This window comes from Sphingobacterium phlebotomi (genome assembly GCF_008180195.1).
Taxonomy (GTDB): domain Bacteria; phylum Bacteroidota; class Bacteroidia; order Sphingobacteriales; family Sphingobacteriaceae; genus Sphingobacterium; species Sphingobacterium phlebotomi.
This window is the reverse complement of the sequence record NZ_VTAV01000002.1, coordinates 301,923-328,711: the sequence shown is the minus strand read 5'-3', so window position 1 is coordinate 328,711 and position 26,789 is coordinate 301,923. Positions and strand designations below refer to the sequence as shown.

Below are 26,789 nucleotides of genomic sequence, written 5' to 3'. Positions count from 1 at the left end.
CAGCAAGATGTAGGTTTGTCCGACACGGCCAACCCCATCTTGCCTCCGCTTTCAAGGGCGGAGGGGAAAATCCTCCGGAGTCGGATTTTAAGCGAATGGATAAGTGTGATGGAAGAAAGCGAATACTTAAATAATTATATGAAGCGTATCACGTTCCGACTTACCGGCCCGGAGTGGAAAACACTTGTAAAGTTATTGGAAAAGAGCCGGCATAGAAGCTTGAGTGCACTGCTAAGAGCGATGTTGTTTAAAGGAAAAGTAACGGTCGTTTCACATGATGATTCCCTTGATACCGTTATGGAAAAGCTTTCGGCAATACACACGGAGCTTCATCGGATCGGTGTCAATATAAACCAGGTTACTAATCGGTTTAACGCTGAAAAGCATCCCGAGAAACGATTGCTGCAGGCTTTGGAAGTACAGGAACTTTACAGAAAAACAGGAGAGAAAGTGGAAGAACTGATTAAGATCATTACAAATATTTCTTACAGATGGTTGCCAGAGTAGTGAGTGGAAAAAGTATAAGAGGGATACTTGTCTACAACGAAAGGAAAATAGAAAATGCTGAGGCGTCAGTGCTGATGGCTGCGGGCTTCCCTCGTAGTCCTGAGGAACTGTCGTTCAAAAATAAGCTTGAACGTTTTGAAATACTGACGCGGCAGAATGAACGTACAAAGACAAACGCCCTGCATATTTCGCTTAATTTTTCAAATCGTGATGAGCTAGATGATGAGAAACTGCGTCAGATTGCTATGGACTATATGGACGGTATAGGCTTTGGAAACCAGCCCTTCCTTGTTTATCGTCATTATGATGCCTCACATCCCCATATACACATCGCAACGGTGAATATTGCTGAAGGAGGTGAGCGGATCGAGACACATAATATTGGGAAATACCGTTCGGAGAAAATACGTAAGTCGATAGAAGAACGCTATGATCTTGTCAAAGCCGAAGAACAGAAAAAAGAGATGGCCTATATGCTAAAGCCGATCGATCTCGAACGTATCGTATATGGTAAACAGGAGACGAAATCAGCGATTTCCAGGACAGTTAGAGAGGTTGCCGATAGCTATAAATTTACATCATTTTCCGAGTTTCAGACGGTGCTTAACCAATTTAACGTAATAGCCAACCGTGGAAACCCAGGCAGCAACCTATATAAAAAAGGCGGTCTTACTTATCACCTGTTAGGCGGTTATGGCGAAAAAGTGGGCGTGCCCATCAAAGCAAGTTCCATATATTCATCACCCACGCTTAAAAACTTAGAGAAAAAATATAGTCGTCATAAAATGCAGCGGAAACCTTATGGACAGCGTCTGAAACACCTGATCGATAAAGCAATGAAAAATGAAAATGACATCAGGGGACTACAGAGGGAACTGGTGGAACAGGGAATCCGAATTTTCCTATATGGTAACGAAGCCGGAGATATATATGGAGTAACCTATATAGATAATGCTACACGTACTGTCTACAAAGGTAGCGACCTCGGAAAGGGATATGGTGCAGGGGCATTTCTGAAGCGTACAGGTATTTCCCTGGACGATCTGAGAGATATGGACTTACGGGAAGAGGAAACAGAACCGGCTACATCATTACAAACCCTGCCAGTTATACAGGTGGTCCTCAGTGATAACACAATCGGTCATGGCGAAAAATCCGATCGAGGATATTCCAAAAAATTGCAGAAAACAAGAATACATCAGTTAGAGTAAAGCCAACTGGCAACGGTATTAAAATAGAAGAAAATGAATACAGGAGAGAACGCAGAAGCTTTAAGGAAAATCATCGATTTTATCAGGAAAGTGAGTATAGTTATTTTATGTCTACACTTTTATGTATACTGTTACGATGCATTCGGTCAATGGGGATTGACGCATCTGATTATCGAGCAATTGTTGGGGCATATTTCCAATATGGGGCTATTTAACCATTTCTATGTATCCAAAGTTGCAGCAATACTATTATTGCTGATCTCACTGATCGGTGCAAAAGGGAAAAAGGATGAAAAACTGAAAATGGGCACAGCTCTGCGGCATTTTATTGCTGGTCATATCATTTACTTCCTTACTTTCCTTTTATTGAGGTTGGAAGCATCGACGCAGGTTCTGGCGGGTTTATACATGACAGCCACCTCCATCGGTTATCTGCTAGCTCTGTATGGTGGAAATTTATTGTCAAGGATTATACAGGAGCGGTTGGATAAAGACGTGTTCAATAAACTGCAGGAAACCTTTCCTCAAGAGGAACGGCTATTGCAGAATGAATACTCTGTCAACCTACCCGCAAGGTATAACCTCAAGGGAAAATTAAGATCATCTTGGATTAACATCATAAACCCTTTCCGGGCGTTGCTCATCGCGGGCACGCCCGGATCCAGGTAAGGAGGAGAAGAAAAACCGGAAAAAGTTATTTTGTCGTTAGGCACATCATTAAGCAGCATCTATCAAAGGGTTTCGGAATGTTTGTATACGACTTCAAGTTTCCAGACCTGTCAGTCATTGCCTACAACCACTTCCTTAAATATAAACACTGTTACAAAGTCGAGCCAAAATTTTACGTAATCGATTTTGACACTATATACCATAGGTGTAATCCGTTGGATCCGGAGAGCATGACCGATATCACTGATGCAACAGAAAGCTCACGCACGATAATGTTAGGCCTAAATCGTGAATGGATAAAAAAGGCCGGGGATTTTTTCGTGGAGTCACCAATTAACTTTTTAACAGCCATTATCTGGTTCCTAAGAAAATACAAAGATGGAAAATATTGTACGCTGCCGCATTGCATAGAACTGATGATGGTACCCTACGATCAGTTATTTCCCGTGCTTAGGACTGAAGAGGATTCTATTGGGCCGCTCGTGAACCCTTTTGTCAATGCATACATCAATGGAGCTATGGAACAATTGGAAGGACAGATAGCTTCAGCCAAGATCACTATAGCACGATTGGTTTCTCCCATGCTTTACTATGTAATGAGCGGGAATGATTTTACGTTGGATGTGAATAATCCTAACGATCCCAAAGTTGTGTGCTTGGGAAATAACCCTCAGAAAACACAGGTGTATGGGGCGGTAATCTCTTTATACGTATCACGGATGTTGAAGCTCGTGAACCAGAAAGATAAGTTAAAATGTTCGTTGCTTTTTGATGAGTTCCCAACCATTTATATCGGCGGTGGAGGTGCGGGAAGTGGCATTCAGGGCACGATCGCCACGGCGCGTGGGAATAAGGTTAGTACTGTCCTTGCTGTCCAGGATATATCGCAGATGCGGAATGATTATGGAAAAGAAGTGGCAGATGTTATTTTCAATATCGTGGGGAATATTATTTCTGGCCAGGTGGTGGGTGATACAGCCAAGACATTGAGCGAGCGTTTCGGACGTATTATGCAGGAACGCGAAAGCTTGAGCATAAATGCCAGTGACACATCTGTAAGCAAATCTACGCAATTAGAGTCTGCTGTCCCTGCTTCCACGATCTCAAATTTAAGTTCAGGGGAATTCGTAGGTGCTGTAGCCGATAATCCGGATCAAAAAATCCCTCAGAAAATTTTTCACTGTGAAATCATGAATGATCATGATGGTATCGCAGCGGAAGAGAAAGATTATGTGCCGATTCCTAAGCCAAGAAAAGTTACTCCTGAAGAAATTCAAGATAATTATCAACGTATCAAGGATGAGATAGCATCGCTTATTGATGAGGAAATGGAACGGATATACAATGACCCAGAGCTTGCCCATCTGTTAGTATCAAGGGATGAATGATGCATTTTGAGTATAAGAAAATTTATGAAATATGGGAAGGGAGATTAGAAGGGTTCCCAAAGGATGGGAACATCCACGGAACGGGAATGGGGAGTACAAACCGATGTTCAATAAGCCGTACATCGATGCATTCGAAGAGTGGCTACAAAACCATCAGCTATGGGAAAAAGGTGGGCATCCTGACCAACAAGAGAGCGATGCAGCAAAAGAATGTAGATTTTACGCGGAGTGGGCGGGAAATCCGCCAGATGTAGATTATTACAACCCTAATAAATGGTCAGAGGAAGAGGCTAATTGTTATCAGATGTATGAAATCGTGTCTGAAGGCACACCTTTCAGTCCAGTATTCGATTCATTAAAAGAGCTGGAAGACTGGTTAATTGATACGAAAGTGTATACTCGAAAGGAGGCAAGAGAGTTCTGTGAAACAGGATATGCTTTTACAGGGAGCGGTTATATTTCGGTAGATAGTCCGTTGCTTCGACCGGAAACAAAGGACAAACAAACGGCAGAACAAAAAAACACAAAACCCAAAAAGACGAAAAGCAAAGGCTTAAAACCTTAAACAAAAATTGCTATTTAAAAGATGAAATCATGAGAACAAGTAAAATTTGAAGACGCGCAGGAATCAAAAAATCATGTTAGGGATCAAAAAGAAAAATAAAGATAGTTTGTGTAAATTTATATTATGATGAATAAGTCAGATCATGAGAAAATCAAAAGAGAGTTAAAGCGGCTCGGCTTCGACTCTGACAGAGGGAACAATCTGGAGAAGCGATTATTTCCCCATATACCCATCAGAACAGTATCCAAGCGACGGCGGGATAATGTGATAGCTGAATTGAAGCGCAAAGAGAGAAAAAGAAAAGGTCGGGGGATTTAGGTAATCCGTTATAAAATAATGCATAAAGATGGAGAAGGAAAAGTGGGAAATGCTACGCAAACAAGCCGCAGCAATAGAAAAAGCATTATCCGAACCGCAGAAAGTTTGTAATAAATCCTGTGATCAGTGCTTATTCACGAAGAACAAGATTGTATCTGATCAGCGTAAACACCAGATTCTTGAACAATGTGAACGTGATGAAACGCATTTTATTTGTCATAAAGGAAGCATTGCGGGTCAAAATGTGGTTTGCAATGGCTTCTTTAGAAATAAGACGACCCCATATTTGGAATTGGCCAAAGCGACCAAGAGGATTGTATTCGTTGACCCTAAAACGTTAGAGAAACCTGCTAAGATATCTAAAAAGAAAGGTAAAGGATTAAAGTAAACAGAAAGTCTACGGGAATACTACTTCATCGAATTTGCATCAAAATGCACTAACCATTTTCCGTCTACTTTTACCAGTTGCACGGTTTCCTCTTTATTACCGTCCTTAAAGACCACCCATGCCCTATTATCGGCTACTGAGTCCCGAATTACCTCAAATTTAAAATCGGGGTGAACCGATAGGTTTCCTGTTCCACCAGCAAAATCGAGCATAGTTCCGGTGGACTCCGTCGCATATTTTTTGGCTTCTTCAATTTTGCCCTTGGCCATGTTCTCTGTGAAATCTTTGGCTACCTCTGTATGCGAACGTGAGCAGGAACATAGAAGAAAAACTGTTGCCAAACAAATAAGATACCTTTTCATAATGTGGTAGATTTATTATTATACCTTTTGTTTCAAACTTTAAACCAAACTTACAAAAGATATATAAATACCGCAACCAATTAAGCTTATTACTTATAGTAAAATGCACTTATAGACAATGATTTACATAAAAAAATAGCCAGTTAAAACCTTGTTACAATTCTCTTTCCAACAGGTTGGATCCCTCCTGTAAAATAATATGACGCAGATCAACGGATATCAACTCATCAACGCTTACCCCATAGTACTTTGCGATCTTGACCAAAATCTCAATGGGCGGTTCCGCCATGCCATATTCGTATTTTGAATAACGGGTGCGGGTGATACCCAGATCATTGGCCAGTTGTCGCTGTGACCGCCTGATTTTCGCTCGTAAGCACTTTATATTCTCCACCAAGTACAACATATTGTTCCAAATTTGAACAGCAATTATACTAAAAATATTAGTAATTCAAATTAGTTTTGCTATGATTTAACAAAGGAGGAGCGATGGAAAGGCATATTGTACACATGGATTTAGATTCATTTTTTGTGTCTTGCGAGCGATTGAATAACTCTAAACTAGAGGGAATCCCGGTGATTATTGGCGGAGGAGACCGTGGTGTAGTCGCCTCGTGCAGTTATGAAGCACGATATTATGGCGTACGTTCCGCTATGCCTGTGAAGATGGCACTGCGACTATGCCCAGAGGCAAAAGTAATCAAGGGGGATATGGAAATGTATTCCAAACTTTCACATACTGTAACGGAAATAATCGATGAAAAAGCACCTGTGGTCGAAAAGGCATCGATTGATGAACACTATCTAGATATTTCGGGATTAGACCGTTTTTTTGGAGCTTATAAATGGACAGAAGAACTGGGTGAATATATAACCAAACATACCGGTTTACCCATTAGCTTTGCGCTGTCCGTTAATAAGACCGTCGCTAAAATTGCTACTGGTGAGGCGAAACCAACAGGTAAGAAAGAAGTCAAATCGGAGATGGTACGCCCATTCCTGAATCCACTGTCTATTAAGAAGATCCCAATGTTGGGGGATGCTACATTTCAGTTATTGTCCCGTATTGGCGTCCGCCAGATCTACACGTTGGCCGATATGCCCGTCGAAGTCCTGCAGCAGATGATCGGGAAAAACGGGGTCGCCCTATGGAAAAAGGCAAACGGTATAGATACTTCTCCCGTAGAGCCGTATACGGAACGTAAATCCATCTCGACGGAGCGCACTTTTGCTGCGGATACTATCGATATACTCAAATTGAAAGGCATAATAAACGGTATGGTCGAGAAACTCTGTTTCCAACTTCGATCAGAGCAATGGCTGACTTCTACCGTGGTCGTGAAGATCCGATATGCCAATTTCGATACAGAAACCAAGCAATGCCGTGTATCCTACACTTCTGCGGATCATACTTTATCTAAATGTGTAATGGAACTGTTCGATAAGCTTTACAATCGTCGGATGCGGATTCGTTTGGTAGGGATAAGGTTTACGGATCTTGTACACGGCAATTTGCAGATAAACCTTTTTGAGGATACACAGGAAATGGTGGATTTATACCAAGCAATGGACAGAATTAAGAACAGATTCGGCTACGAGAAAGTAATGCGGGCAGCTGGATTTAAAGCACTGGAACGGGAGAATCTGTAATATGTATCTTAATTGTCATTCCTACCATAGTTTGCGCTATGGTACTATTTCGTTGGAAACACTTGTGGAGCAGGCAAGAGCCATGAACATTACGACACTCGGGCTTACCGATATTAATACCGTCACGGGCATTTACGACTTTACAAAAGTATGCCAAAAAGCTGGTATTAAACCTATTGTCGGGATGGAAATCAGGAACGATAACCGATTGCTGTATGTTACACTAGCAAAAAGACGTTCTGGAATTGGTGAGATTTGCAGGCTATTAACTGCCCATAAATGTGAAGGCGTAGAACTACCAAAGGTTGGCCCTGCGTTTCAGGAAGTTATTACCATCTATCCTATTTCCAATGTCCCCGAGCAATTGAAAGAGAACGAGTACATCGGCATCCGTCCGGATCAGTTAAATATACTTGTCCGTCCAGAATGGGGAAAATGGATAAATACGATGGTAATTCTGCAATCCGTCACCGTTTCCAATAAAGCAGAGCACAACCTACACCGGATTCTGCGTGCCATTGACTGTAATGTCATCCTCTCCAAATTGACTGAGGAAGATTTTTGTCGTGTCGATGAAACCATGAAGCCACTGGAAGAATTGTTGCCAATTTATCGGCAGTATCCGCAAATCATTGCCAATACCGTCAAGGTGCAGGAAATCTGCTGTTTTGAGTTTGACTACAGTACTCCAAAAAATAAAAAGCACTACACCAGAAATAAAGAGGATGACATCAAACTACTCAAAGGATTGGCGTATGCAGGTCTGAAAAAAAGATATGGTGAAAATCATCCCCAAGCCCACGAGCGGGTAGAGAGGGAATTGAAAGTCATCGATGAACTCGGTTTTAGCGGTTATTTTCTGATCACCTGGGATATCATACGTTATAGTAATTCCCTGGGCTTTATGCATATCGGCCGTGGAAGTGGTGCCAATAGCATTATTGCCTACTGCCTCGGGATTACCGACATCTGTCCACTGGAACTCGATCTATATTTTGAACGTTTCCTGAACCTCAATCGTAAGACACCTCCCGATTTCGACATTGATTGGAGCTGGCAGGAACGGGACACCATATTGCAATACATTTTTGATCGATATGGCAAAGAGCATGTAGCATTCTGTGGAACGAATGTAGAGTTTAAATATCGCTCTATTTTCCGTGAAGTCGGTAAAGTGTTTGGACTTCCTAAAGAAGAACTGGATACATTGGCTACTTCGCCAATTGATCAGCACGACGACAACTCCGTTGTGAAACTCGTGCATAAATATGGAAAGATGCTTGAAAAATATCCCAATCAGCGAAGCATGCATTCCTGTGGTATTTTGATCTCTGAGGAACCGATAACAAATTATACAGCACTGGAAATGCCACCTAAAGGTTTTTCGATCGTGCAGTTTGATATGCATATTGCGGAGGATATTGGTTTTGAAAAATTCGATATACTATCGCAAAGAGGCATTGGGCATATTAACGATACTGTAAAGCTCATCAGGAAAAATAGAGGGATCACCCTTGACATAAGAGACACTTCTTTATCCAAAGATGAACCAGTATGCAACGACTATCTTAGTCGAGGCAAAACTATCGGCTGTTTTTATATTGAATCTCCAGCCATGCGTGGGTTACTCCGTAGGCTGAAATGTGATAATTACAGGACGTTGGTGGCAGCTTCGTCAATTATCCGTCCCGGAGTAGCCAAAAGCGGAATGATGAAGGAGTATATTTTCCGACACAACTATCCCGATAAGTTCGAGTATTTTCACGAAGTATTTAAAGAACATCTTGGCGATACCTATGGTATTATGGTTTATCAAGAAGATGTAATAAAAATAGCCATGTATTTTGGAGGATTGAGTGCTGCGGATGGCGACATTCTTCGGCGTGCGATGAGCGGTAAAGGACGATCATTATCTGCATTGCAAAAGGTAAAAGACAATTTCTTTGATTCTTGTGAGAGGAAAGGACATCCAGAAGCCTTGAGTCGTGAAGTATACCGGCAAATTGAATCTTTTGCAGGGTATTCGTTCTGTAAAGCACACTCGGCATCCTATGCGGTAGAAAGCTATCAGAGTCTCTATCTCAAGGTTTATTATCCCTTGGAGTTCATGGTAGCGGTGATCAATAACATGGGCGGTTTTTACCGTACAGAAGTCTATGTACATGAAGCACGGATGTCAGGGGCTAACATTCTTAATCCCTGCGTAAACAAAAGCGAATATGAAACAACCATTTATAGCGAAGATGTCTATTTAGGGTTTATGCATCTGCAAAGTTTGGAAGCAAAGATTGCTCAGCTTATTCCTCATGAGCGTGATTGTAATGGTGAGTATCTTTCTTTGGAAGATTTCATCCGACGAATACCTATCGGTATTGAGGGAGTGCAAATACTTATCTTTATCGGGGCTTTCCGCTTTACGGGGAAAAGCAAAAATGAACTCCTTGTCCAAGCCCGTTTATTATTGGTGAACTTCAAACCCGAAAACCGGAATCTTACCCTTTTGCAGGAACCGGCAAAAGAATATAAGTTACCGGTATTGGAACGTTCCCCTTTCGAGGATGCTTTTGATGAAATCGAACTCCTAGGCTTTCCCATCTCCTGCTCACCCTTTGATTTATTAAAGACAAAATACCGGGGCATTGTTATGGCAAGGGATCTTGTACATGTCCATAAAAGAGAAGTCAAAATGTTAGCGTATTTGATTTCACGCAAACACGTACCAACCAAACGGGGTACGATGTATTTTGGTACGTGGGTAGACGCTAACGGCGATTATTTTGATACAGCACATTTTCCAGATTGCTTGTCGAGGTATCCTTTTCAGGGAGGCGGGTGCTATCTGCTGTTAGGTATTGTGGAAGTGGATTATCACTTTCCGACAATGACAATTACCAAAATGGCTAAAATGCCATTTATTCCAGATCCTCGGTATTCGCATGATAAAGAACGGGAGTTTGACACACACCGGAATCTCAAAGAAGATGTAAGCTTGACACATCGTGATCCCTATCCACAGGAGCACGAAATTGGATTGCCCAGACATCGGATGTGAATAGGTGATAAATTTGATATATTTGCGCATGAGTATTGAAGAATTGAAAAGTGCATTGTTAGGGAAGGAATTCCCGGATGTTGTCGAGCTACAATCGCATCAGAGAGTACTGGATGTACCACAGTTTCTCAAGACCCAATTTATTGAGGTGGAAAATTGGAAAAAAGATTTGGAAAAATGTCCAGCTTATTTACGGCTAATTGCTTTTTATAAAGCAGTAAGTAGCCAACCATAGGATACGCCACTTTTATTACGCGGACATTAGATCTCCCAAGGGTTTATGAGTTTCAACCCCTTGATACCTTTGAAATCTGCGGTATTTCTGGTCAATAGCGTCAGTTTCTTAGCGAGAGCGGTGGCTGCTATGATGGCATCCGGCAGTTTTATTGTATGTTTTTTTCGTAAATCGATACAAGTGTCAATTATGCTTTTATCGATTTCTATGACGTCGGCCAATTTAATAAACTGCTCCGCCATTTTGCTCACGCCCTTAAAGCCGAGATATTCTATATATGTCACAAATGAAATTGTAAAGTTTTCATCTATGATTTTTGCCAAAAACGCTTTGCTTTCCGCTGGAAGACGATCCATTTGAGCATCAATCAACACGTTCGTATCAATTAAATATCCCGTTCCCATTCTTCTCTACTTTTATTTAGATGAGAATGCATCTTCTTGCCTTCTTTCTCAGATATCGTCCCAAAGAAATCCGAAGGCTTTTTGTCCGCCTTTGCAAGTTTATCCTTTATCTCATAAGGTGTTTTTAATTGCTTAGCCAAATACTCAAAAAGAGTAACCTCTTCTTTTGTTTTGGGATGTATAATTATCGTAGCCATACCAGTTGTTGTTTTAATTAAAATTTCGACTTTCTTGAGAAGCTAACTAATTATTTCTAGTGTGTATCTTAGCCTGCAAACGGCTTGCTTCTCTTTTGCTCTTTTCTACTTCATGTTCCAAGTTCTTTATCTGATCAGAAGAACATCCTTGGAACATATTTATTGTGCCTTGGTTCCCTTCATAGTTATTGAACACATTAGTATAAGTGGATTTGTCTTGAAAGTTTAAGACATATTCTGGAGAAACGCCTAAGATTTCAGACAACTGTTGTAGCCTGGTCAGCGTTATATCGGAAACATTGTTTTCTATATTAGCATACGCCTTTGTTGATATGCCTAGTGCTTTTGCAACATCCTCTTGTCGCAGACCTTTTTGCTTTTCCCTAATCTCTTTAATGATGTCACCTACTTTTAACATAACTTCTCTATCTAAAAATTAAACCTTGATATTATTCTGTTTCAACACCTCTTCAAGGAGGGTAATACGCTTTCTTTCGCTTTCAATAAGCTCTTTTTGTAAATCATATATAATTCCTAAAAGACTGTCTCCCATGTTCGATTGATTAATTTTAATAGTTCCTTGATTTCCACTGTTATTGTGTATCGAATTGTAGAAACTCTTTTTGTAATCTTTATATCCCAAAATGTATAAAGGCGTACAACCTAAAACATTTGCTATTTCCTCAAGTCGATTTAGGGTTATGTCCGCAATATCATTTTCGATATTAGCATACGCTCTTGTTGAGATCTTTAACTTTTCGGCAACATGGCTTCTCTTAAGATTTTTCTCAAACTCTCGAATTTCCTTGATGTTGCCGCCTACTCTCATAGCGTTTCTAAATCTTTAAAAATCAAACTCAATGTTATTTTCTAATAGGAGTTTTTCTAGTTTCGGTATACGTTTAACTTGTTCAAAATACAGCTCTTTATAGGCATTTCTTACTTCCTCTTGATCAATAGTCTGAACATTTATGATCTTTCCTTGATTACCATTGTTATTGTTGAAATAATTGCGAATTCCAAATGGAGATTCATCAAGTAACATAAGATCTACAACATTTGTAGAAAGCCTATTAGCAATAGCCTCAACTACACTCCAAAGAACATCGCCTCCGTTTTCTATCTCTAAATATTCTTCTTCGCTTATCCCGATTTCCTCAGCTACAAACTTTGACGAATACCCTTTTCTAGACCGCAAATCTTTAATTTTCTGCCCTATTTTCATATTATTCTCATTTATACCCCAAATATACAAAACTTCCTCTAAAGTAAGTTAAACTTCCTGTGTGGGAAGCCAAAAATATTTCATTTTGTGCTAAAACCTTTTATTTAGCTAACTATATCAAATATACACCATAGTGGGCAAAAAAGGGCTATATAAAAATTTAATAACAGCACCGGAATGAGTGCTGACCGGCCTTTTATGAATATAATGTTAACACAATAAATTTTCTCCCAAAAGCAAATATTTAAAACAAGTAAAGATATGAATTATCTAATGGCATGGGCTGCGCCCAATTTAAGAAGTAATATCCCGATAACCAGGTTATCAAGGATACTCACGATCTGTTTCATGCTGTTTGGAGCCGCCAAGGCTCAATCGCAGTCCGTGTCCGCACGGACTGCTTCTTTAGATGTCACTCCGCTAAAAATCGGGAGCACCATTCCCGAGGAACTTTGGCACCTGCCGTTACAGGTTGTCAACCATCCCGAAGGAAAGGATACGATAACATTGAACGACTATCGAGACAAGAAGCTTATAATACTGGATTTTTGGGCGACTTGGTGCGCATCTTGCATAAAGAACTTCCCAAAAATCAATGAGCTGCAAACGGAATTCATTGATGAGGTTAAAGTTCTAGCTATAACCCATGAAAAAAGGGATATAGTCGAGAGATTCTTCCAGAGGGGATCGGGTAAAAACCACCGATATATAAACTCTGTTTTGCATGATTCAATCTTCAAAAAGCTGTTCCCCCACCACGACATACCACATGTCGTCTGGTTAACATCGAAAGGCGAAGTACTGGATGTCACCGATGCAAAAGAAATGACCAAGGAAAACATTGCAGCAATACTCCAAGACCGAAATTCTAAAATGGTAACAAAAATTACACTGGATAGAGAGAAACCTCTATTCTTATCAGATTATTATGGTGGCAATACGGAGCTAAAGACATATTCAGTCTTCGTGAAAGGACAGCAGAGAGGTCTATCCAGTCAATCCTTTTATCGTATCAAGGATAATGCGGTTAAAGGAAGGTGTAACATAAATTCATCCTTGTTGTCCATGTACGAGTTTGTTGCGGTGCACTTATTTAGTAAAAACGGTGACCGATTTGATACCAAAGAAAGCATCGTCATAGACGTTGCCGAACCAGAAAAAGTTGATTTCCGAATTTATGAGGCCTCACACAAAAAAGCCAATGTTGACGTAAGTGAAGAAGAATGGCAAAAGCACAATCTGTACAGCTACGATATCATTCTACCATTACAGAATCCACGTGACCTTTATCCAGCTATTCTTGAACTGATCAACTCCGCTACCGATTATTACGCGCAAATAGAATCAAGGAGGATTGACGGACAGGATAAAAAGGTGTTTGTCATACGTGACGATGTAAAGGCAACCGTTAAAGACTAAAATAATGAAAAAAGAAAAATTGCGACATTTCAAAAATACACTAATACTTATGGTGTTTCTGTTGACCTCTATAGTCAGCTCTCAAGCCCAACAAAGGATAAGGGGCAAGATAACTAATGCAGACAGTGCAAAACCTCTTGCAGGAGTAAGTATTTATCAAAAGAACGATAAATCTCAAGGATATATTTTCACCGACAGGGACGGGAATTTCGAGTTATTTATCACACAACCTACCGATATTATCAATCTCGGTATATCCCTAATAGGATTTACACCTTTGGATACCGTCATTAATATACAAGAGCTTTCTACAAACAAAAGACTGATCCTTAAATTAAAGGAGGAAAGTACAACAATAGAGAACATTGATGTATTAGTTTCAACCGGTTATCAAGCTTTATCCAAAGAGCGCAGCACTGGTTCCTACACATACATAGACAACAACAAATTCAACCAGCAGATAAGTACAGACGTGCTGAGCAGATTGGAAGCTACTGCAAATGGGCTGATGTTCGATCGCGGAACAAGTTCCAGTCCCCGAATAAGTATAAGGGGATTAAGCACGTTACAAAGTAATATGACGGAACCGCTGATAGTTCTTGACAACTTTCCGTATGATGGCGATCTTGACAATATCAACCCTAATGATGTCGAAAGTATTACCATCTTAAAAGATGCGGCGGCAGCCTCTATATGGGGAGCAAAAGCGGCCAATGGAGTGATTGTAATCACTACAAAAAAAGGTAAACAGAATCAACCTTTACAGGTAGACTTCTCTGCAAATTCGTCTATAGTGAACAAACCGAACCTTTTTTATACGCGCGCAATATCGTCTTCGGACTTTATTGATGTTGAGCATATGCTGTATACAAACGGTTTCTACAATAATGATATCAACTCGAACAGCAGACCTGCACTCTCTCCGGTGGTTGAACTACTAATCAAGCGAGAAACGGCAAGCGCGGCAGAAATTGCCCAGATCGACTCGGAAATAAATGCATTGCGGAATCACGATGTAAGAAATGATTTTGATAAATATATCTACCAACGGGGGATAAAGCAGCAATATAACTTAAACCTAAGGGGCGGTTCACAGATTATGGGCTGGAGCCTTGCGGCGGGTTACGATAACAATACGGACAACCTCGATGCCGGATATAAAAGGGTAAACCTCCGGTTCCAGAACCAGATTTCCCCTATCAAGAACTTGAATATCACTTCGGGACTGACTTTTACCCAAAGTAAGAGTGCCTCCGGAAGACAGGGCATCGGTGAAGTAACAGCAAGGAGCGGAGGGCTTTATCCTTATGCTAGATTTGCGAACGAAGATGGAAAACCTTTAGCGATAGTGAAGGATTGGCGATATCCATATATAGAAACATTCGGTGATGGCAGGCTTTTGGACTGGCGGTATTATCCTTTGGAAGATTACAAATCTATCGAAGGAACTAATGATCTGGCCGACCTTCTTGCAAATATTGGCGTGAACTATAGACTTCCCAACGGCTTTAATATTGATCTCAAATACCAATACGAACGTCAGAACACTGAAAACCGGAACAACCAGGGAGTGGATAGTTACTTTGCGCGTAACTATATAAATGGACGTGCCGAAATCGATGGGACGGGTAACATAATCTTTAGGGTTCCACCCGGCGGGATAGTGGATTACACAGACACTAAACTGTCCGCCCACAATCTGCGTGGACAATTGAACTATGACAAAATTTTTGGAAAGCATTCCATCACTGCAATTCTTGGAGGCGAAATCCGTGAAACGATGCCGATAAGCCACAGTAGTAGGACTTATGGCTTCGACGAAAATACCTACACCTCCGGCAGGGTGGATTATACGGTACAATACCCCCATTCGATAACCGGGGCGAGGACTTTTATAGAAGACAGAACCTTCGCGAGCCATAAGAACATCCGGTTCGCTTCATTCTACGCAAATGCAGCCTATACCTATAACAAGCGTTATACAGTATCTGCAAGCGCAAGAAGGGACGCCTCCAATCTATTTGGATTTAAAACCAATGACCGATGGAATCCATTATGGTCTGCTGGCTTCAGTTGGTCGGTTTCCGAAGAAGGCTTTTATGGACAAACCTTAATGAAGGACTACCTACCCTATCTTAAATTTAGGCTCAGTTATGGCTATAGCGGAAATATCCATCCATCACTCGCATCTGCTACCACCATACAATATTATGGCAACTCGCCATATACCATGTTGCCCTACGCGAGATTTGACAACTACGCAAATCCGAAACTTAAATGGGAGACTACCGGTATGTTCAATGCAGGATTGGATTTCCGATCAAAAAATAACCGTATCCAAGGTTCCATCGAGTATTACCGGAAACGTTCGACAGATCTTTTTTCAGCCGTCCCGATAGATTACACGTCTGGGATAGGAACGATGGCTGTAAAAAATGTAGCAAGTATGAAAGGTTACGGTTGGGATATCTCATTGAACAGTATCAATATTAATAAAGGTTTCAAATGGGAAACCGAAGTTAACTTCAGTACAAATAAAGATGAAGTTATAGATTATTATCGGTATTCTGAACGTGCAAGTACCGTTTTTACCAGTGTTACCCCTTCGATCAGTGGTATCAAAGGAAAGCCTGTTTATCCTATGCTTTCTTACAAATGGGCAGGTCTTGATCCCACAAACGGAATGGCAAGGGGGTATCTTGACGGTGAGATCAGTTCCGATTACCGAAACTTAACCGGCGAAAATACCACAGTGGACGATCTAGTATATCATGGATCAGCAATACCCACCATGTTTGGTTCCATAGGCAATACCTTTACATGGAAAGGGTTTTCCGCTTCTGTCAGGATCATGTACAAATTCGATTATTATTTTAGGAAAGCGACGATCAGCTATAACAGTCTATATCGAAATTGGCAGGGGCATTCCGATTATTCGAGCAGGTGGCAAAGCCCGGGTGACGAATTGATAACGGACATACCGGCGGTGATCTATCCTGCCTCCACGCAAGCTGAAAACTTCTATAGGTATACAGAACCCTTTGTGCTCAAAGGCGATCATATCCGGCTACAGTATATTAATTTTTCTTACCGTCTGGATCAAGCGTCATGGAAGCAATTACCCTTCAGCAGCCTTCAACTCTTTGTAAATGCAAGTAACCTTGGGATTTTATGGAAAGCAAATAAAGAAGGTCTTGACCCGGATTATGGTTATAGCACTAATATGCTTATACCACCAAATACGTATAGTTTAGGAATTAGGATTAACATGTAAAGTAAGTTCGTATGAAAAAGAGAAATAACATTTTGATAATATACTTGAGGTCTGTACCTCTCATTATAATTATTCTTTTAATATCGGGATGCGAAAAGTTTCTCGATGAAAAACCGGACAGGAGCTTGGCTATCCCATCAACACTTAAAGACCTGCAGGCATTGCTGGACTATCATGCAGCATTTACCAATGATTCGAATGCCGGAGAGATAAGCTCAGATGACTTCTATGTAACACAAGCTGATTGGGCTTCGCTATCATCAGAGGCGCATCGGCGCGCCTATACATGGGAGGGAACACATCTGTTTGAGACGGGTTCGATTGACTGGAGTATCTTTTCCACAGCCGTATACCATAGCAACAGCGTCTTGGAAGGCTTACAAAATATTGAACGGGATGAAACTAATGCCAGCGAATATGATCATATCATGGGACAGGCATTGCTTTTTCGGGCTAAAAACATTCTAGGGGCTACTTTTATATGGTGTTTAGCCTATGATGAAGCTACGGCCTCGACGGACTTGGGGCTACCCCTACGTCAAAACACGGATTTTAATGAAATATCAGTACGCTCATCTCTACAGGAGACCTATGACCAGGTTATTGCAGATCTGAAAAAATCCATTCAACTTTTACCGACAACTCCGATTAGCTACATTCGCGCCTCACGTCCTGCGGCTTATGCCTGCTTATCCCGAGCATATCTATCGATGAGGAGATATGAAGAAGCTGGACGCTACGCAGATTCATGCCTGCAGATATTCAATGATCTTATCGATTATAATACATTGACCAACAGTACGGCAACATATCCTTTTGTTGAACTGAACAAAGAAGTGATCTTACAATCATTGGCGTCGCCGGGTCAAATACTAAACCTGACTAGGGGGAGAATTGTCGATGAATTGTACGAGTCTTATGCAGAAAATGACCTTCGGAAGACACTCTTTTTCACGACTAATACAGACAACTCGCATGGTTTCAAGGGTCGCTATTCGGGAAGTGTTGATCTATTTTTAGGCTTAGCCACAGATGAAATGTATCTGACCCGGGCGGAATGTTTCGCAAGGGAAGAAAAAATCGATGAAGCCTTGGCAGATTTAAATACACTTTTAATCACAAGATGGGAGACTGGAACATTTTCTCCACTCTCGGCATCAAACGCGACAAATGCCTTAAATATTATCTTGGAGGAGCGACGAAAGCAGTTGGTGTTTAGAGGGCTAAGATGGATGGATTTAAAACGGCTTAATAAAGAAGAAGCCAACATTACATTAAAAAGAACCATGAATGGCAAGGAGCAAATACTGTATCCGAACGACCTACGGTATGCTTTACCTATACCGGAAGACATTATTGAATTGACCGGAATGCCTCAAAATTTTAGGTAATAGTGTTTACAAAAAAATCATAGACCCATCAAAGTATTGAGAAGGTCTATGATTTATTTCACATTTAAAAGATAACGCTGCAAACTATTCTTCTAGCTTTCTGGAATCTGCAGCAGGCGCGACAGCAGATGGATTGTTCTGGTGTGTTGCCCTTAAATAGGTAACCAGTTCATCGGTATCAGCGATATCCTCATCTGTTACAGTGTATGCGCAGGGCAAGGGGCGTGCAGCAGAAGAACAAGACGATTCTCCTGGATCTGCGCTTTGCCATTTGTCCTCTTCAAAGACTTCACTGAGTGATGTCCCTATAAAGTGCCATGTTGTTGCCAGTATAGTCTTTTCTGGTTTATCCTTTTCAGCTTTTTTTTCTTCATTGTTTTCTGAAGCGTTCGCGGTAACGAAGAATGCTAGCATTAATGCTATAAGCGAACTGGTGCGTAACCAGTTATTTTTTAAAATTGCCATAGGCAAAATATGCACTTGAAGATGAGTGCGAACTTTAGTTTACAATCTTGTTTGTTAATATTTCGCATACTGATTTTGCCTCACAAGCATGCAGTTGAGGGATCTTGGTTATTGGCCAGTTAGCGTCCTTGAAGCCAAAAGGCCGAGCTACGCCTAAATAGAGCAAACCTACATGGATAATAAAATCTGTTAACGACTCTCTGCTGGGCTAAGCTAATACAACCAAGTGATGCGAAACAGACTCGACATTTTCTGACAAGCTTCGGCATCAAGGAAATTTGCAAGAACAGGGCATAAAGCCATATCCCTATGGGATAGTACAGCTTTCCCATATTTTTGAAAAACGCTGTCATCTTTCTTGCTGTGGCTTTCATGTTCATTGCTTCCATTTTTAACTTGGATCATTTACCTACTGTTCAGCAGGACGGCCTAGGCCCCACTTGCCCAATGGGTTTGTTTGCACTTTAACGATGTAACCCTCGCCCCTATGTCCCGACATCCGGATGACGATCCCAGCGTATTGGCGGATATGAATAGATAGGTCTCACTGCCTGGTTCTATCTTGTCGGAACTCTACCATCGGGAAAATGGCTGAATGCCCAATACGCAACCCATGTCTTTATGTTGCTTAAACTTTTAAAAATCTAAAAGGAGTAACACTTGTACTTCTATCTTTCAAAGATAATGACAGATCATTCTTAGAGTATCTCCCATTTTCCGGAGAAAAACCACAAATTTGCCGATTTTAACAGAAAACGGGAGATAAATAACTATACAGTTAGCCTGTGAGCACAGATTTTGAGAAGAAAAAATGGAAACATTTATAACAGATGTTATTCCACGCTAAACTCTGCAGTCAGTTTTATCTTTTGTTTATCATTCGGCTTCGTCTTCACATATTTTACAATCCGATACTTTCCCACTTGCCCATTTGTTAATATTTTTGATAGCATTAAAGGGAATGTCTGACTTTGGTCTGGATTTAATCCAAGGGCAATATCCTCGATGGCCATCTCAAAAGGTATTTCTTTCCATTCATTATCACGGAAGTGCTCAAGATCAAATCCCTGTCCATAGCTTATAGCATGACTGGATTCATTAATAACACTATATTCTCCCGTCATGGTTTGATCAGCTAATTGGAAAGTTTTGGGTGTTACTTCCAATTTAAGTCCGATATCGTCTTGCTCCAATAGTTGAATTTTACTTATTCCCATGTCCGATTTGATAGGGGTATCTGCGAGAATCTCGCCTGCTTTGTTATTGTTATGGCCGTGACATCCTGTAACGGTAAATACAAATATTGCTATCTTAAAGCTTATGGATAGTATGACAAGTGTTTTTTTCATAGGGAAATTCTTATAGAAAAAACAAAGCGAATAAAGAGTTATAGTTTCTATGATACAAGGCAATAAATAATATTTATTATTCAATTTTAAATTCTGCCGTTAGTATAACTTTTTTATCTCGCTCGTTTTCTGACCAAACCTCCTTACAAAGTCTGTATTTGCCTCTTTGAATATCTGTTTGATGATAGAGCGTAGATATAACAATAGAATCTTCAAAACTCTGACTTATAGGAACAATTCTTAAAACCGACGGAATCACCAACTCTTCTTTAAAAGAAAACTCCCTCCAGCTTTCGTCCTCAAACCTTTCGACCCAAAAATCTAAACCGCAATGTATCTCTTTCTCAGAGTTGTTCGTGATCCGATAATGAATACGTTTAATACTGTCAACGAGGCTAAGGACGTTAGGCTTAACGTTAAACAAAATATCACTTCCCTGGCTGCCAACAGATTTATCGTGATTAGTGGATTCTCTCATCACTTGGCAAGATTGAAAGAGTAATAATAAAATAAAAGTAGCAATCAAATTTTGTTTTTTCATAACCATTGTATGCGACATATCGGATAAAACAGTCTAAATATAACATAAAAATTGTCAGCTTTATTTGCTTCGAGATATTTAATATCGTGATAATCCAAATGCAGACAATACCTCATCGGCCTTCGCATAATATGATGTTGAACCGCTGGTTGTATTCGCGAAATGAAGCCCAACTGTAGGTCGAATATTGCCAGCGTCAATGCTATACACAATACCTCCGCTGTCTCCAACAGCGGCAGCATACGACGTACTTACTATATTCGTCAGCGTTATGCCACCTTGAACGGTCACCGAAGTAGAACTTGATATAACTTGGCCAAAAGTAAGTCCCGTAGCCTGTCCAATTTTGTAAACAGTAGCACTACCCAGAAGTTCATCTGTACTCGTTGATAATACGTTCGATGATCCACATAAGATGTTGGTTGGAACGTAATTGTTGGGAAACGTAATTGGAATGAACGCAGCATCAATCGACCCGCTTACTTGCGAAGCACTACAAGTGCCTATTATAGTGGGAATATCCCCCGCCCGAGCACCTTCGCCGACAGGTATCACATGTCCTGCGGTGACCATGCCTACTTGTGAATCTGAATTACGTCTAGCTCTAAATCCGAAAGATCCGACTGAAGTTCCAGCTCTAACTTCGCACCCCGGATATAAATCGACATTTAATACAATTTCTCCCTCGGATTGAACAAATTTAATCGCGGGGCTATTAACCACCGAATTTTGAAATTCTTGTATTTTATTATCGTTGAATTCCTTCAGCTCTACTACAATACAGTTTTCCGCATCTCGCAGTCCGAAAACATTGAAATTACTACTGATAGATGGATTTTTCTCATTTAAGACAAACTCATTGAGTTCGTCCATAAGTTGTCGAAGATAAGAGAACGAAAAATCTGCTTTCTTATATTCAACGTCTCCTTCGCCAACCATTGAGACCACTCTTTTTTTCGCTCCTTCAAAATCACCATAAATATAGATCGCCAACGTACCTTTCTTCGTGATGTAGGCACCGCCATAATAATCCGGAAAGTCGGGTACTTCCCTCCCTTTGGCAGTACGAGTTTTACCGAATGATTTTAGAAGCTGTTTATATTTGGCTTTGGCTTCCCATTCACTGGAATTGTCCTGTTCCATTTGATCGACATTTACAATGTTTGCCTCTGTCAATCCGTCGGTAGTACTTAAATCTCGGTCTAAACCGTTATTGGAACAAGCATTAAAAGACAAAAGTGCAATTGCGGTTAAACTTGTTATTAGGAAATTTTTCATAACGCCATGTATTTAGTTAAAAAATATTTATTGGCAGTTTGCCTGTACCAAAGTTATTGTTCAGAGTAATGAAAAGTATCTCCCATTTTCCAAAGAAAAGCACAACTTTTTGTGTTTTTATCCGAAAATGGGAGATAAATACACAAAAACGGTTCTAAAAGCGTGTTGGGATCGAAAATTTCTGATTAGTATTAATGTATACGATGTTGTGCCCTGTATTCAAGAGGCGAGGTGTCAAAATACGCATTAAAGATCTTGAAGAAATGGGATCTATTAGAGTAGCCAACTTTAAAACCTAGGGCGGAAACGGGGACGTCTGTTTCTTTTAGAAGCTGGGCTGCTTTTGCCATACGAAGATCCCGCACATGCTTAAGTAAGGATTTTCCAAACAAGAGTTTTGCGTATTCTTCAACCCTAGTTTTACTTTCACCAAGATGCTCAGAAACCAAAGCAATAGAGATACGGTTTTCAAACATATAATTAGCGTCAACATACATAAAGAAAAGATTCGCTGTTTCGGTAACTAACTGCCCTTTAATATAGTTATCGTTTTCTAATTGAGTATTATAGAACTCGATAAGCTTTGTAACGTGATTTGCAAGTTCCAATTTGTGCAGGAAGTTGTCGGAACAGAGCATTCGCATAGAGTCCCAAAGGTCAGCAATTGGCTGAGCAAACCTGCACATAGGTAAGGTCAACACTTCATCATTTCGCTGTTGAATGCAATTCACAAGTGGTTCTAATCTAGGGAACGGTCTTTTTGCGGATTTAAACCAATCGCTATCTATACAAACTATCATCATCGTATGCTTGCCAGCACTCGCATGGAGCGTGAAATCTGCACTAGGACTATAGGTCATGTACAAAACACCCCTCATAGCGTATGACACTAAAGTTTTCGCTTTTTGGAACTTTACAAAACCCTCAATCATAATAGCAAAGAATATGGAAGGTTCATTAACCGAGAACCTTATGGAAGTTCCTGTCAGACACTCCATTTCCAACAGCTGCATATGGTTACCAATAAAGTCGATTTCCTGAAGGGACATATTATAATCTTTGTGTTTTATGACATCCCACGGCAATCCTCTCAACGGATAATTATTAAAATATGGACATTCGGTTAAACCAAATAATTCTTCAACTAACGCGCCTTCATGGTGGATAGTTATAGGATTTGCCATGATCAGCTCCTTTCTTGTAAAATCCTTTAAGGGGCAAAGTATAGTCAAATCTTATGCATATATGAAAAATATTCGACGAACTGCGATTTGACCTCGATATTATTAGGTTTGACGACGATAACAAATGTCAAGATGATAAAAAAGTGAACTGTTAAATTCGGATTCAGTTAATTCAAATTGGTCAGGTCGGGAAGGATGTCAAACAGTCGACCATAGATCGTTTGGAGGAATCAATACAATACATATTGAAAAGCAGGAAAGACAATCAACTTGTCAATCCTGCTCCAACGGTAACATCAATTGTTGTTTAGTAATGAGTTCCGCTTTAAAAACTATTATGTATACTGATTTATTCGATAACCTAACTTCATTACCGTCCTATCCCTAACAGAAGTTGAACATACACATTACTGATACGATCAGATGGAACATTGTCGGCATCTGCACCTTGTATTTTCCAAGAACTGGATTTAAGGCCATGTCTATAGCCAATTCTTAAAAATGGGTCTATTCTACTGCTTGTCACTTTCTTTAATGAAATTCCCACATCCAGCGCAGTACCTTTGTGTTCTAACCTAGTCTGATTTGGCGTGGATATTAAAAAATCATTAAATTCACCTTGTAAACCTTCCTTTACAACATTATTAGATAATTGTTGATAGCCTAGTCCCAGCTCGGGGCTAAAAATGATATTACCCGAGCGGATTCTATTGCTAGAAAAGTAACCCCGCCAATAGCTCTGGTGACCGGATCTATCGCCAAATCCAGAAGTACCGGCAGAGATGGAGGTTCCCAGCATAACAGGATTAAAATCATAAGCCACTCCGATTCCCCCGCTAAGCATGACCGGCTTAGTCTTGTCCAGACCTAAATCCTTTAATCTGGCGTTGAGATTCGAGAAATTATTAATTTCGGCACCTGCTGAGACGGTAAATTCAAATGGAAGTTTTACTCTTTCTTCCTGTTGCGCCAATATCGGTACTTCGCTTAAATAATAGCAGAGTGCTATAAATATCAATATAATGTGTTTTTTCATCGTGGGTGTTCTAGGAGGTATATTAAACTATTATTAACTTTTACTCTTCGTTAACAAGTTCACCAGACGGTAAAACTACTACATCCCATTCGCTTGGGACTAAGATACCTCGTACTGTCGTCTGCGCAAATGGAATATCCTCGTTCACCGTTGCTAATTCACTAGCAAATGCAGAGAAGGCCAGCCCACCAACCAACGCGCCACCGACGGTTCCGGCTGGATACCCTAGATAGGCTGTACCAATTACTGCTCCACTAACCGCTCCTCTCGCGTCACTCTTCACAAATCTCCATAATCTACTGAAGGGACCTTTAGTAGGCACCAGATTGTCCGAGTCAAGCTCCTCAGACCAGTATAAATAAGAATCCAACAATGTTTCTGATGCAGAGATCAGAATTGTCTTTTCTTCATTGGTGAGATTTTGAAAAGCAGTGGTGCTCTCTATAGCGTTTATCTGTGACTGAAGATCTTGATATGACGAACCTTCTAAATCAACAATTTGATTGGCAAGGATATAGAAATTTTGACTGTATGAAAGGTTGTCTTCACTGAGCGTTTTTGTAGGCAGCTGATCTAGATTAAAACCAGGCACTGCATTAGTCATAAAGGCAAGCTCTGCCAAGTTATTTTCTTCGGCAAACAGGGCTATATCAGCGCTAACTTCTACTGCGATAGCCTCGGGTGTTGCAACGGGTAGCACTGGATCGCCCGGTTGAACAGGTTCGCCGGGTGCCTCGACATCATGACTCTTTGTTCTTAGTTTATTCTCTTTTATTCGTGCAAGCCCTTTACTGTGCAACGAAATGACCTGTCTGATTTCTTCTCTGTTGATAGATTCATGTGTTGTTTCTACTGTTTCATTTTTGCACGAAGAAAATACAAAAATGGATGCTGTCAAAATTAAAAGTGAATTTTTCATAATTATAAAATTTATTATTAGAAATAATTTTCGATATAGTAAAGAAGCTGATTCAGTCTGTGAACAGCTTATCCCATCCCGTTTGCTGCGACCAGGCCAAAGAGGCATAATAGGGTTTTAGAACGTCGCCGCTTTCCGGCAGATACACACTTAAACCACAAAAATCTTCTATTGGATTGCCAAAGAAACTGTCTGTGCTGGCACTGAAGACAACGGCATTGCTTATACTTTCTTTTAGATCAATGTAATCCAGTTGATGATAGTTATGAGAAAGGAAACTTATAAAATCATAAGCGCTTATTTCCGTTTTAGGATCAAAGTTAAGTTTTTGGATATCTGATTTATTGTAATCTGGGACAGGAGGTTTATTGCTAAGAAGCTTTGCTGTTTGTAAAGCCACATCATCTAATAAATCCGTTTTTATGAGGGATATTGTTGCGGAAGATCTAATTCCCGGCTGTTTCCTATAATAGTCGATAAACTTCTGAGCTATGGATTGCAGTCCGGTAGAACCTAGAAAAAAATCGTTCGATATAGTCTCGTAAGGAAAACCCGTACTCAAGACTTCGCTCGGAGAAGCTAATATATATCTTGCCTTCGATTTAAGTTGAAAACAGACCTCGATACTTGCCATCGAACACGCATCGAACATTAAGAAATCGAAATCTTCGGGGAGTGCGCTACTTAAATCTTTGATGTCCATTTCTACCCCACTATCGACGCCAAATGACTTCGTTGTCACCGATAAATTTTGAGGCGGTTGCCAAGACGAAGCATGGGACCACAGGACCAAGCTGTATGATTTAGCTGGAGCCAGTTGGCGCGATTCGTGAATCACTTGTTTGAGGAAATGCGGATCTGCGGAATTTGTATTGTTATAAATCTTTAAGGTGTCGAGAGTTAAATTGCCGCCAATATTTGGTTTAATAGCCAACATATAGGATACATTGGGTGACATTTTTGCATAAATGAGCAGCTTACCTCCCACTTCTTTTGTAAAGCCTTTTTGGAGGAGGTTTATGCTTTTGATTGCTTCGCTTCGTAAATCGTTGTTAGCAGATATATAAACAAGAGTCATATGCTCAGCATATTCCTCCAAAGGATCTATATCCTCCTTCTTGTTACAACTGCTTATTCCAATTGCGAACAAAATTAAAAGGAAGAGAAGATTATATTCGTTGTTGATAGCTCTTTTCATAACATTCATAGCTGGTGGTAATTCTTTTGTTATTTTAGCAGAGCAAAGGCTTCAATCTGTAAGGTGAGGAATATCTACTAATAGAGTTGAGTTCAATATTTAATTTCTGGCTTCAAAAATGCTTTCCTAAAACAAACGCCAAGGTAAAGAAATATGTATATTACCCATTGTTTTTTCGACCAAATGCGATTCGACCTTGATTAAGTCCGCTTTTAACCCGATATCCTAAAGTTCAGAAAACAACAAGTCTATTCTCAAGCCGGGGGAAAAGATTGAGTAGTGCGATTCTTTCCAGCAGCACGATTTCTGATTCAAAACCGACAACACACCTATAGTTATTATATTAATCTATCTCAAAATCCGCTACGCTTGGAAATAATGGTTTGCGCTTTTTAAAATATCGTGTCGAAAGACCATTTAGTCGAGGTCATTTTGTATTTCGTCGAAAATAGTTGGTTTTTACTTCACGTGAGGCTAACTTCAGCAATAAATTATTCTATTATTGGAATAATTTATCAGTTCTTTTGGATCTTATTTTTTTATTCGTAGATCTGGATACTTTTT

29 protein-coding genes are annotated in these 26,789 nt (G+C 40.3%); 13 read left to right on the top strand and 16 right to left on the bottom strand.

Annotated features, from left to right (window positions below):
* Positions 1-15: 15 nt before the first annotated feature.
* The 7 genes from FXV77_RS05485 (at position 16) to FXV77_RS05460 (ending at position 5,046) form a co-directional block, all read left to right on the top strand.
* Positions 16-507, top strand: a complete 492-nt coding sequence (locus tag FXV77_RS05485) for a plasmid mobilization protein (protein WP_148918198.1) — start codon at positions 16-18, stop codon at positions 505-507.
* A complete protein-coding gene (locus FXV77_RS05480; RefSeq protein ID WP_148918197.1) occupies positions 492-1,718 on the top strand; it encodes a relaxase/mobilization nuclease domain-containing protein in 1,227 nt (408 codons plus the stop codon). Before FXV77_RS05485 ends, FXV77_RS05480 begins: the two co-directional genes overlap by 16 nt.
* A gap of 33 nt (positions 1,719-1,751) precedes the next feature.
* Complete coding sequence (locus tag FXV77_RS22615) at positions 1,752-2,387, top strand: YWFCY domain-containing protein (RefSeq protein WP_317132135.1); 636 nt, start codon at positions 1,752-1,754, stop codon at positions 2,385-2,387.
* Positions 2,388-2,617: 230 nt separating this feature from the next.
* Positions 2,618-3,775: a type IV secretory system conjugative DNA transfer family protein gene (locus FXV77_RS22610; protein ID WP_317132134.1), complete on the top strand. Its 1,158-nt coding sequence runs from the start codon at positions 2,618-2,620 to the stop codon at positions 3,773-3,775.
* Positions 3,776-3,806: 31 nt separating this feature from the next.
* Positions 3,807-4,340 carry a hypothetical protein gene (locus FXV77_RS05470; RefSeq protein WP_148918196.1) on the top strand — a complete coding sequence of 178 codons (534 nt, stop codon included), beginning with the start codon at positions 3,807-3,809 and terminating at the stop codon, positions 4,338-4,340.
* Positions 4,341-4,463: 123 nt separating this feature from the next.
* Positions 4,464-4,658, top strand: a complete 195-nt coding sequence (locus FXV77_RS05465; protein ID WP_148918195.1) for a hypothetical protein — start codon at positions 4,464-4,466, stop codon at positions 4,656-4,658.
* Positions 4,659-4,686: 28 nt separating this feature from the next.
* Positions 4,687-5,046 carry a hypothetical protein gene (locus tag FXV77_RS05460; RefSeq protein WP_148918194.1) on the top strand — a complete coding sequence of 120 codons (360 nt, stop codon included), beginning with the start codon at positions 4,687-4,689 and terminating at the stop codon, positions 5,044-5,046.
* A 20-nt stretch (positions 5,047-5,066) separates the two neighbouring features.
* Here FXV77_RS05460 and FXV77_RS05455 read toward each other — a convergent pair whose 3' ends face one another.
* Together FXV77_RS05455 and FXV77_RS05450 are read right to left on the bottom strand one after the other, a co-directional pair.
* Entirely contained in the window at positions 5,067-5,408 is a 342-nt protein-coding gene (locus FXV77_RS05455) for a nuclear transport factor 2 family protein (protein ID WP_148918193.1), read from the bottom strand.
* A gap of 154 nt (positions 5,409-5,562) precedes the next feature.
* Positions 5,563-5,802 (bottom strand): helix-turn-helix domain-containing protein, encoded by a 240-nt coding sequence (locus FXV77_RS05450; protein ID WP_187444016.1) that lies wholly within the window; start codon positions 5,800-5,802, stop codon positions 5,563-5,565.
* Positions 5,803-5,897: 95 nt separating this feature from the next.
* Between FXV77_RS05450 and dinB the strand changes: the two genes are divergently transcribed.
* From dinB to FXV77_RS05435, 3 genes are read left to right on the top strand one after another with little or no spacing between them, the layout of a single operon-like run.
* A complete protein-coding gene (dinB, locus tag FXV77_RS05445) occupies positions 5,898-7,058 on the top strand; it encodes a DNA polymerase IV (protein ID WP_148918191.1) in 1,161 nt (386 codons plus the stop codon).
* A gap of 1 nt (position 7,059) precedes the next feature.
* Entirely contained in the window at positions 7,060-10,110 is a 3,051-nt protein-coding gene (locus FXV77_RS05440) for a DNA polymerase III subunit alpha (protein ID WP_148918190.1), read from the top strand.
* Positions 10,111-10,138: 28 nt separating this feature from the next.
* Positions 10,139-10,345 (top strand): DUF6965 family protein, encoded by a 207-nt coding sequence (locus FXV77_RS05435; RefSeq protein ID WP_148918189.1) that lies wholly within the window; start codon positions 10,139-10,141, stop codon positions 10,343-10,345.
* A gap of 26 nt (positions 10,346-10,371) precedes the next feature.
* Here FXV77_RS05435 and FXV77_RS05430 read toward each other — a convergent pair whose 3' ends face one another.
* The 5 genes from FXV77_RS05430 to FXV77_RS05410 are packed head-to-tail and all read right to left on the bottom strand — an operon-like array spanning position 10,372 to position 12,171.
* Complete coding sequence (locus FXV77_RS05430) at positions 10,372-10,749, bottom strand: type II toxin-antitoxin system VapC family toxin (protein WP_148918188.1); 378 nt, start codon at positions 10,747-10,749, stop codon at positions 10,372-10,374.
* Positions 10,731-10,946 (bottom strand): hypothetical protein, encoded by a 216-nt coding sequence (locus FXV77_RS05425; protein WP_148918187.1) that lies wholly within the window; start codon positions 10,944-10,946, stop codon positions 10,731-10,733. Before FXV77_RS05425 ends, FXV77_RS05430 begins: the two co-directional genes overlap by 19 nt.
* A 46-nt stretch (positions 10,947-10,992) precedes the next feature.
* Positions 10,993-11,364, bottom strand: a complete 372-nt coding sequence (locus FXV77_RS05420; RefSeq protein WP_148918186.1) for a helix-turn-helix domain-containing protein — start codon at positions 11,362-11,364, stop codon at positions 10,993-10,995.
* Positions 11,365-11,382: 18 nt separating this feature from the next.
* Entirely contained in the window at positions 11,383-11,775 is a 393-nt protein-coding gene (locus tag FXV77_RS05415; RefSeq protein WP_148918185.1) for a helix-turn-helix domain-containing protein, read from the bottom strand.
* A gap of 15 nt (positions 11,776-11,790) precedes the next feature.
* A complete protein-coding gene (locus FXV77_RS05410; protein ID WP_148918184.1) occupies positions 11,791-12,171 on the bottom strand; it encodes a helix-turn-helix domain-containing protein in 381 nt (126 codons plus the stop codon).
* A gap of 261 nt (positions 12,172-12,432) precedes the next feature.
* Here FXV77_RS05410 and FXV77_RS05405 point away from each other — a divergent pair, with 261 nt between their 5' ends.
* Genes FXV77_RS05405 through FXV77_RS05395 form a run of 3 tightly spaced genes read left to right on the top strand, consistent with a single transcriptional unit; the run spans position 12,433 to position 18,255 of the window.
* Positions 12,433-13,590, top strand: a complete 1,158-nt coding sequence (locus FXV77_RS05405) for a TlpA family protein disulfide reductase (RefSeq protein WP_148918183.1) — start codon at positions 12,433-12,435, stop codon at positions 13,588-13,590.
* 4 nt (positions 13,591-13,594) lie between these two features.
* Positions 13,595-16,864, top strand: coding sequence for a SusC/RagA family TonB-linked outer membrane protein (locus FXV77_RS05400; RefSeq protein WP_148918182.1), 3,270 nt, complete (start codon positions 13,595-13,597; stop codon positions 16,862-16,864).
* A gap of 11 nt (positions 16,865-16,875) precedes the next feature.
* Positions 16,876-18,255, top strand: a complete 1,380-nt coding sequence (locus FXV77_RS05395) for a RagB/SusD family nutrient uptake outer membrane protein (RefSeq protein ID WP_148918181.1) — start codon at positions 16,876-16,878, stop codon at positions 18,253-18,255.
* Positions 18,256-18,339: 84 nt separating this feature from the next.
* On the opposite strand, the gene FXV77_RS05390 is transcribed toward FXV77_RS05395, so the two are convergent.
* The 9 genes from FXV77_RS05390 to FXV77_RS05350 all read right to left on the bottom strand — a co-directional run bounded on the left by FXV77_RS05390 (position 18,340) and on the right by FXV77_RS05350 (position 26,234).
* Entirely contained in the window at positions 18,340-18,720 is a 381-nt protein-coding gene (locus FXV77_RS05390; protein WP_148918180.1) for a hypothetical protein, read from the bottom strand.
* Between the two features lie 213 nt (positions 18,721-18,933).
* Positions 18,934-19,125: a hypothetical protein gene (locus FXV77_RS05385; RefSeq protein ID WP_148918179.1), complete on the bottom strand. Its 192-nt coding sequence runs from the start codon at positions 19,123-19,125 to the stop codon at positions 18,934-18,936.
* Positions 19,126-19,553: 428 nt separating this feature from the next.
* The gene (locus FXV77_RS05380) at positions 19,554-20,069 is read right to left on the bottom strand and encodes an immunoglobulin-like domain-containing protein (protein WP_148918178.1); all 516 of its coding nucleotides are present in this window, start codon (positions 20,067-20,069) and stop codon (positions 19,554-19,556) included.
* 76 nt (positions 20,070-20,145) lie between these two features.
* A complete protein-coding gene (locus FXV77_RS05375; protein WP_148918177.1) occupies positions 20,146-20,610 on the bottom strand; it encodes an immunoglobulin-like domain-containing protein in 465 nt (154 codons plus the stop codon).
* A 78-nt stretch (positions 20,611-20,688) separates the two neighbouring features.
* Positions 20,689-21,888: a chymotrypsin family serine protease gene (locus FXV77_RS05370; protein WP_148918176.1), complete on the bottom strand. Its 1,200-nt coding sequence runs from the start codon at positions 21,886-21,888 to the stop codon at positions 20,689-20,691.
* Between the two features lie 191 nt (positions 21,889-22,079).
* Positions 22,080-23,072: a helix-turn-helix transcriptional regulator gene (locus FXV77_RS05365; RefSeq protein ID WP_148918175.1), complete on the bottom strand. Its 993-nt coding sequence runs from the start codon at positions 23,070-23,072 to the stop codon at positions 22,080-22,082.
* A 370-nt stretch (positions 23,073-23,442) separates the two neighbouring features.
* Positions 23,443-24,108, bottom strand: coding sequence for a hypothetical protein (locus tag FXV77_RS05360; protein ID WP_148918174.1), 666 nt, complete (start codon positions 24,106-24,108; stop codon positions 23,443-23,445).
* A gap of 40 nt (positions 24,109-24,148) precedes the next feature.
* On the bottom strand, positions 24,149-25,027 hold the full coding sequence (locus tag FXV77_RS05355) for a hypothetical protein (protein ID WP_148918173.1): 879 nt from the start codon (positions 25,025-25,027) through the stop codon (positions 24,149-24,151).
* Positions 25,028-25,079: 52 nt separating this feature from the next.
* Positions 25,080-26,234, bottom strand: a complete 1,155-nt coding sequence (locus FXV77_RS05350) for a clostripain-related cysteine peptidase (RefSeq protein WP_148918172.1) — start codon at positions 26,232-26,234, stop codon at positions 25,080-25,082.
* Between the last annotated feature and the right edge of the window lie 555 nt (positions 26,235-26,789).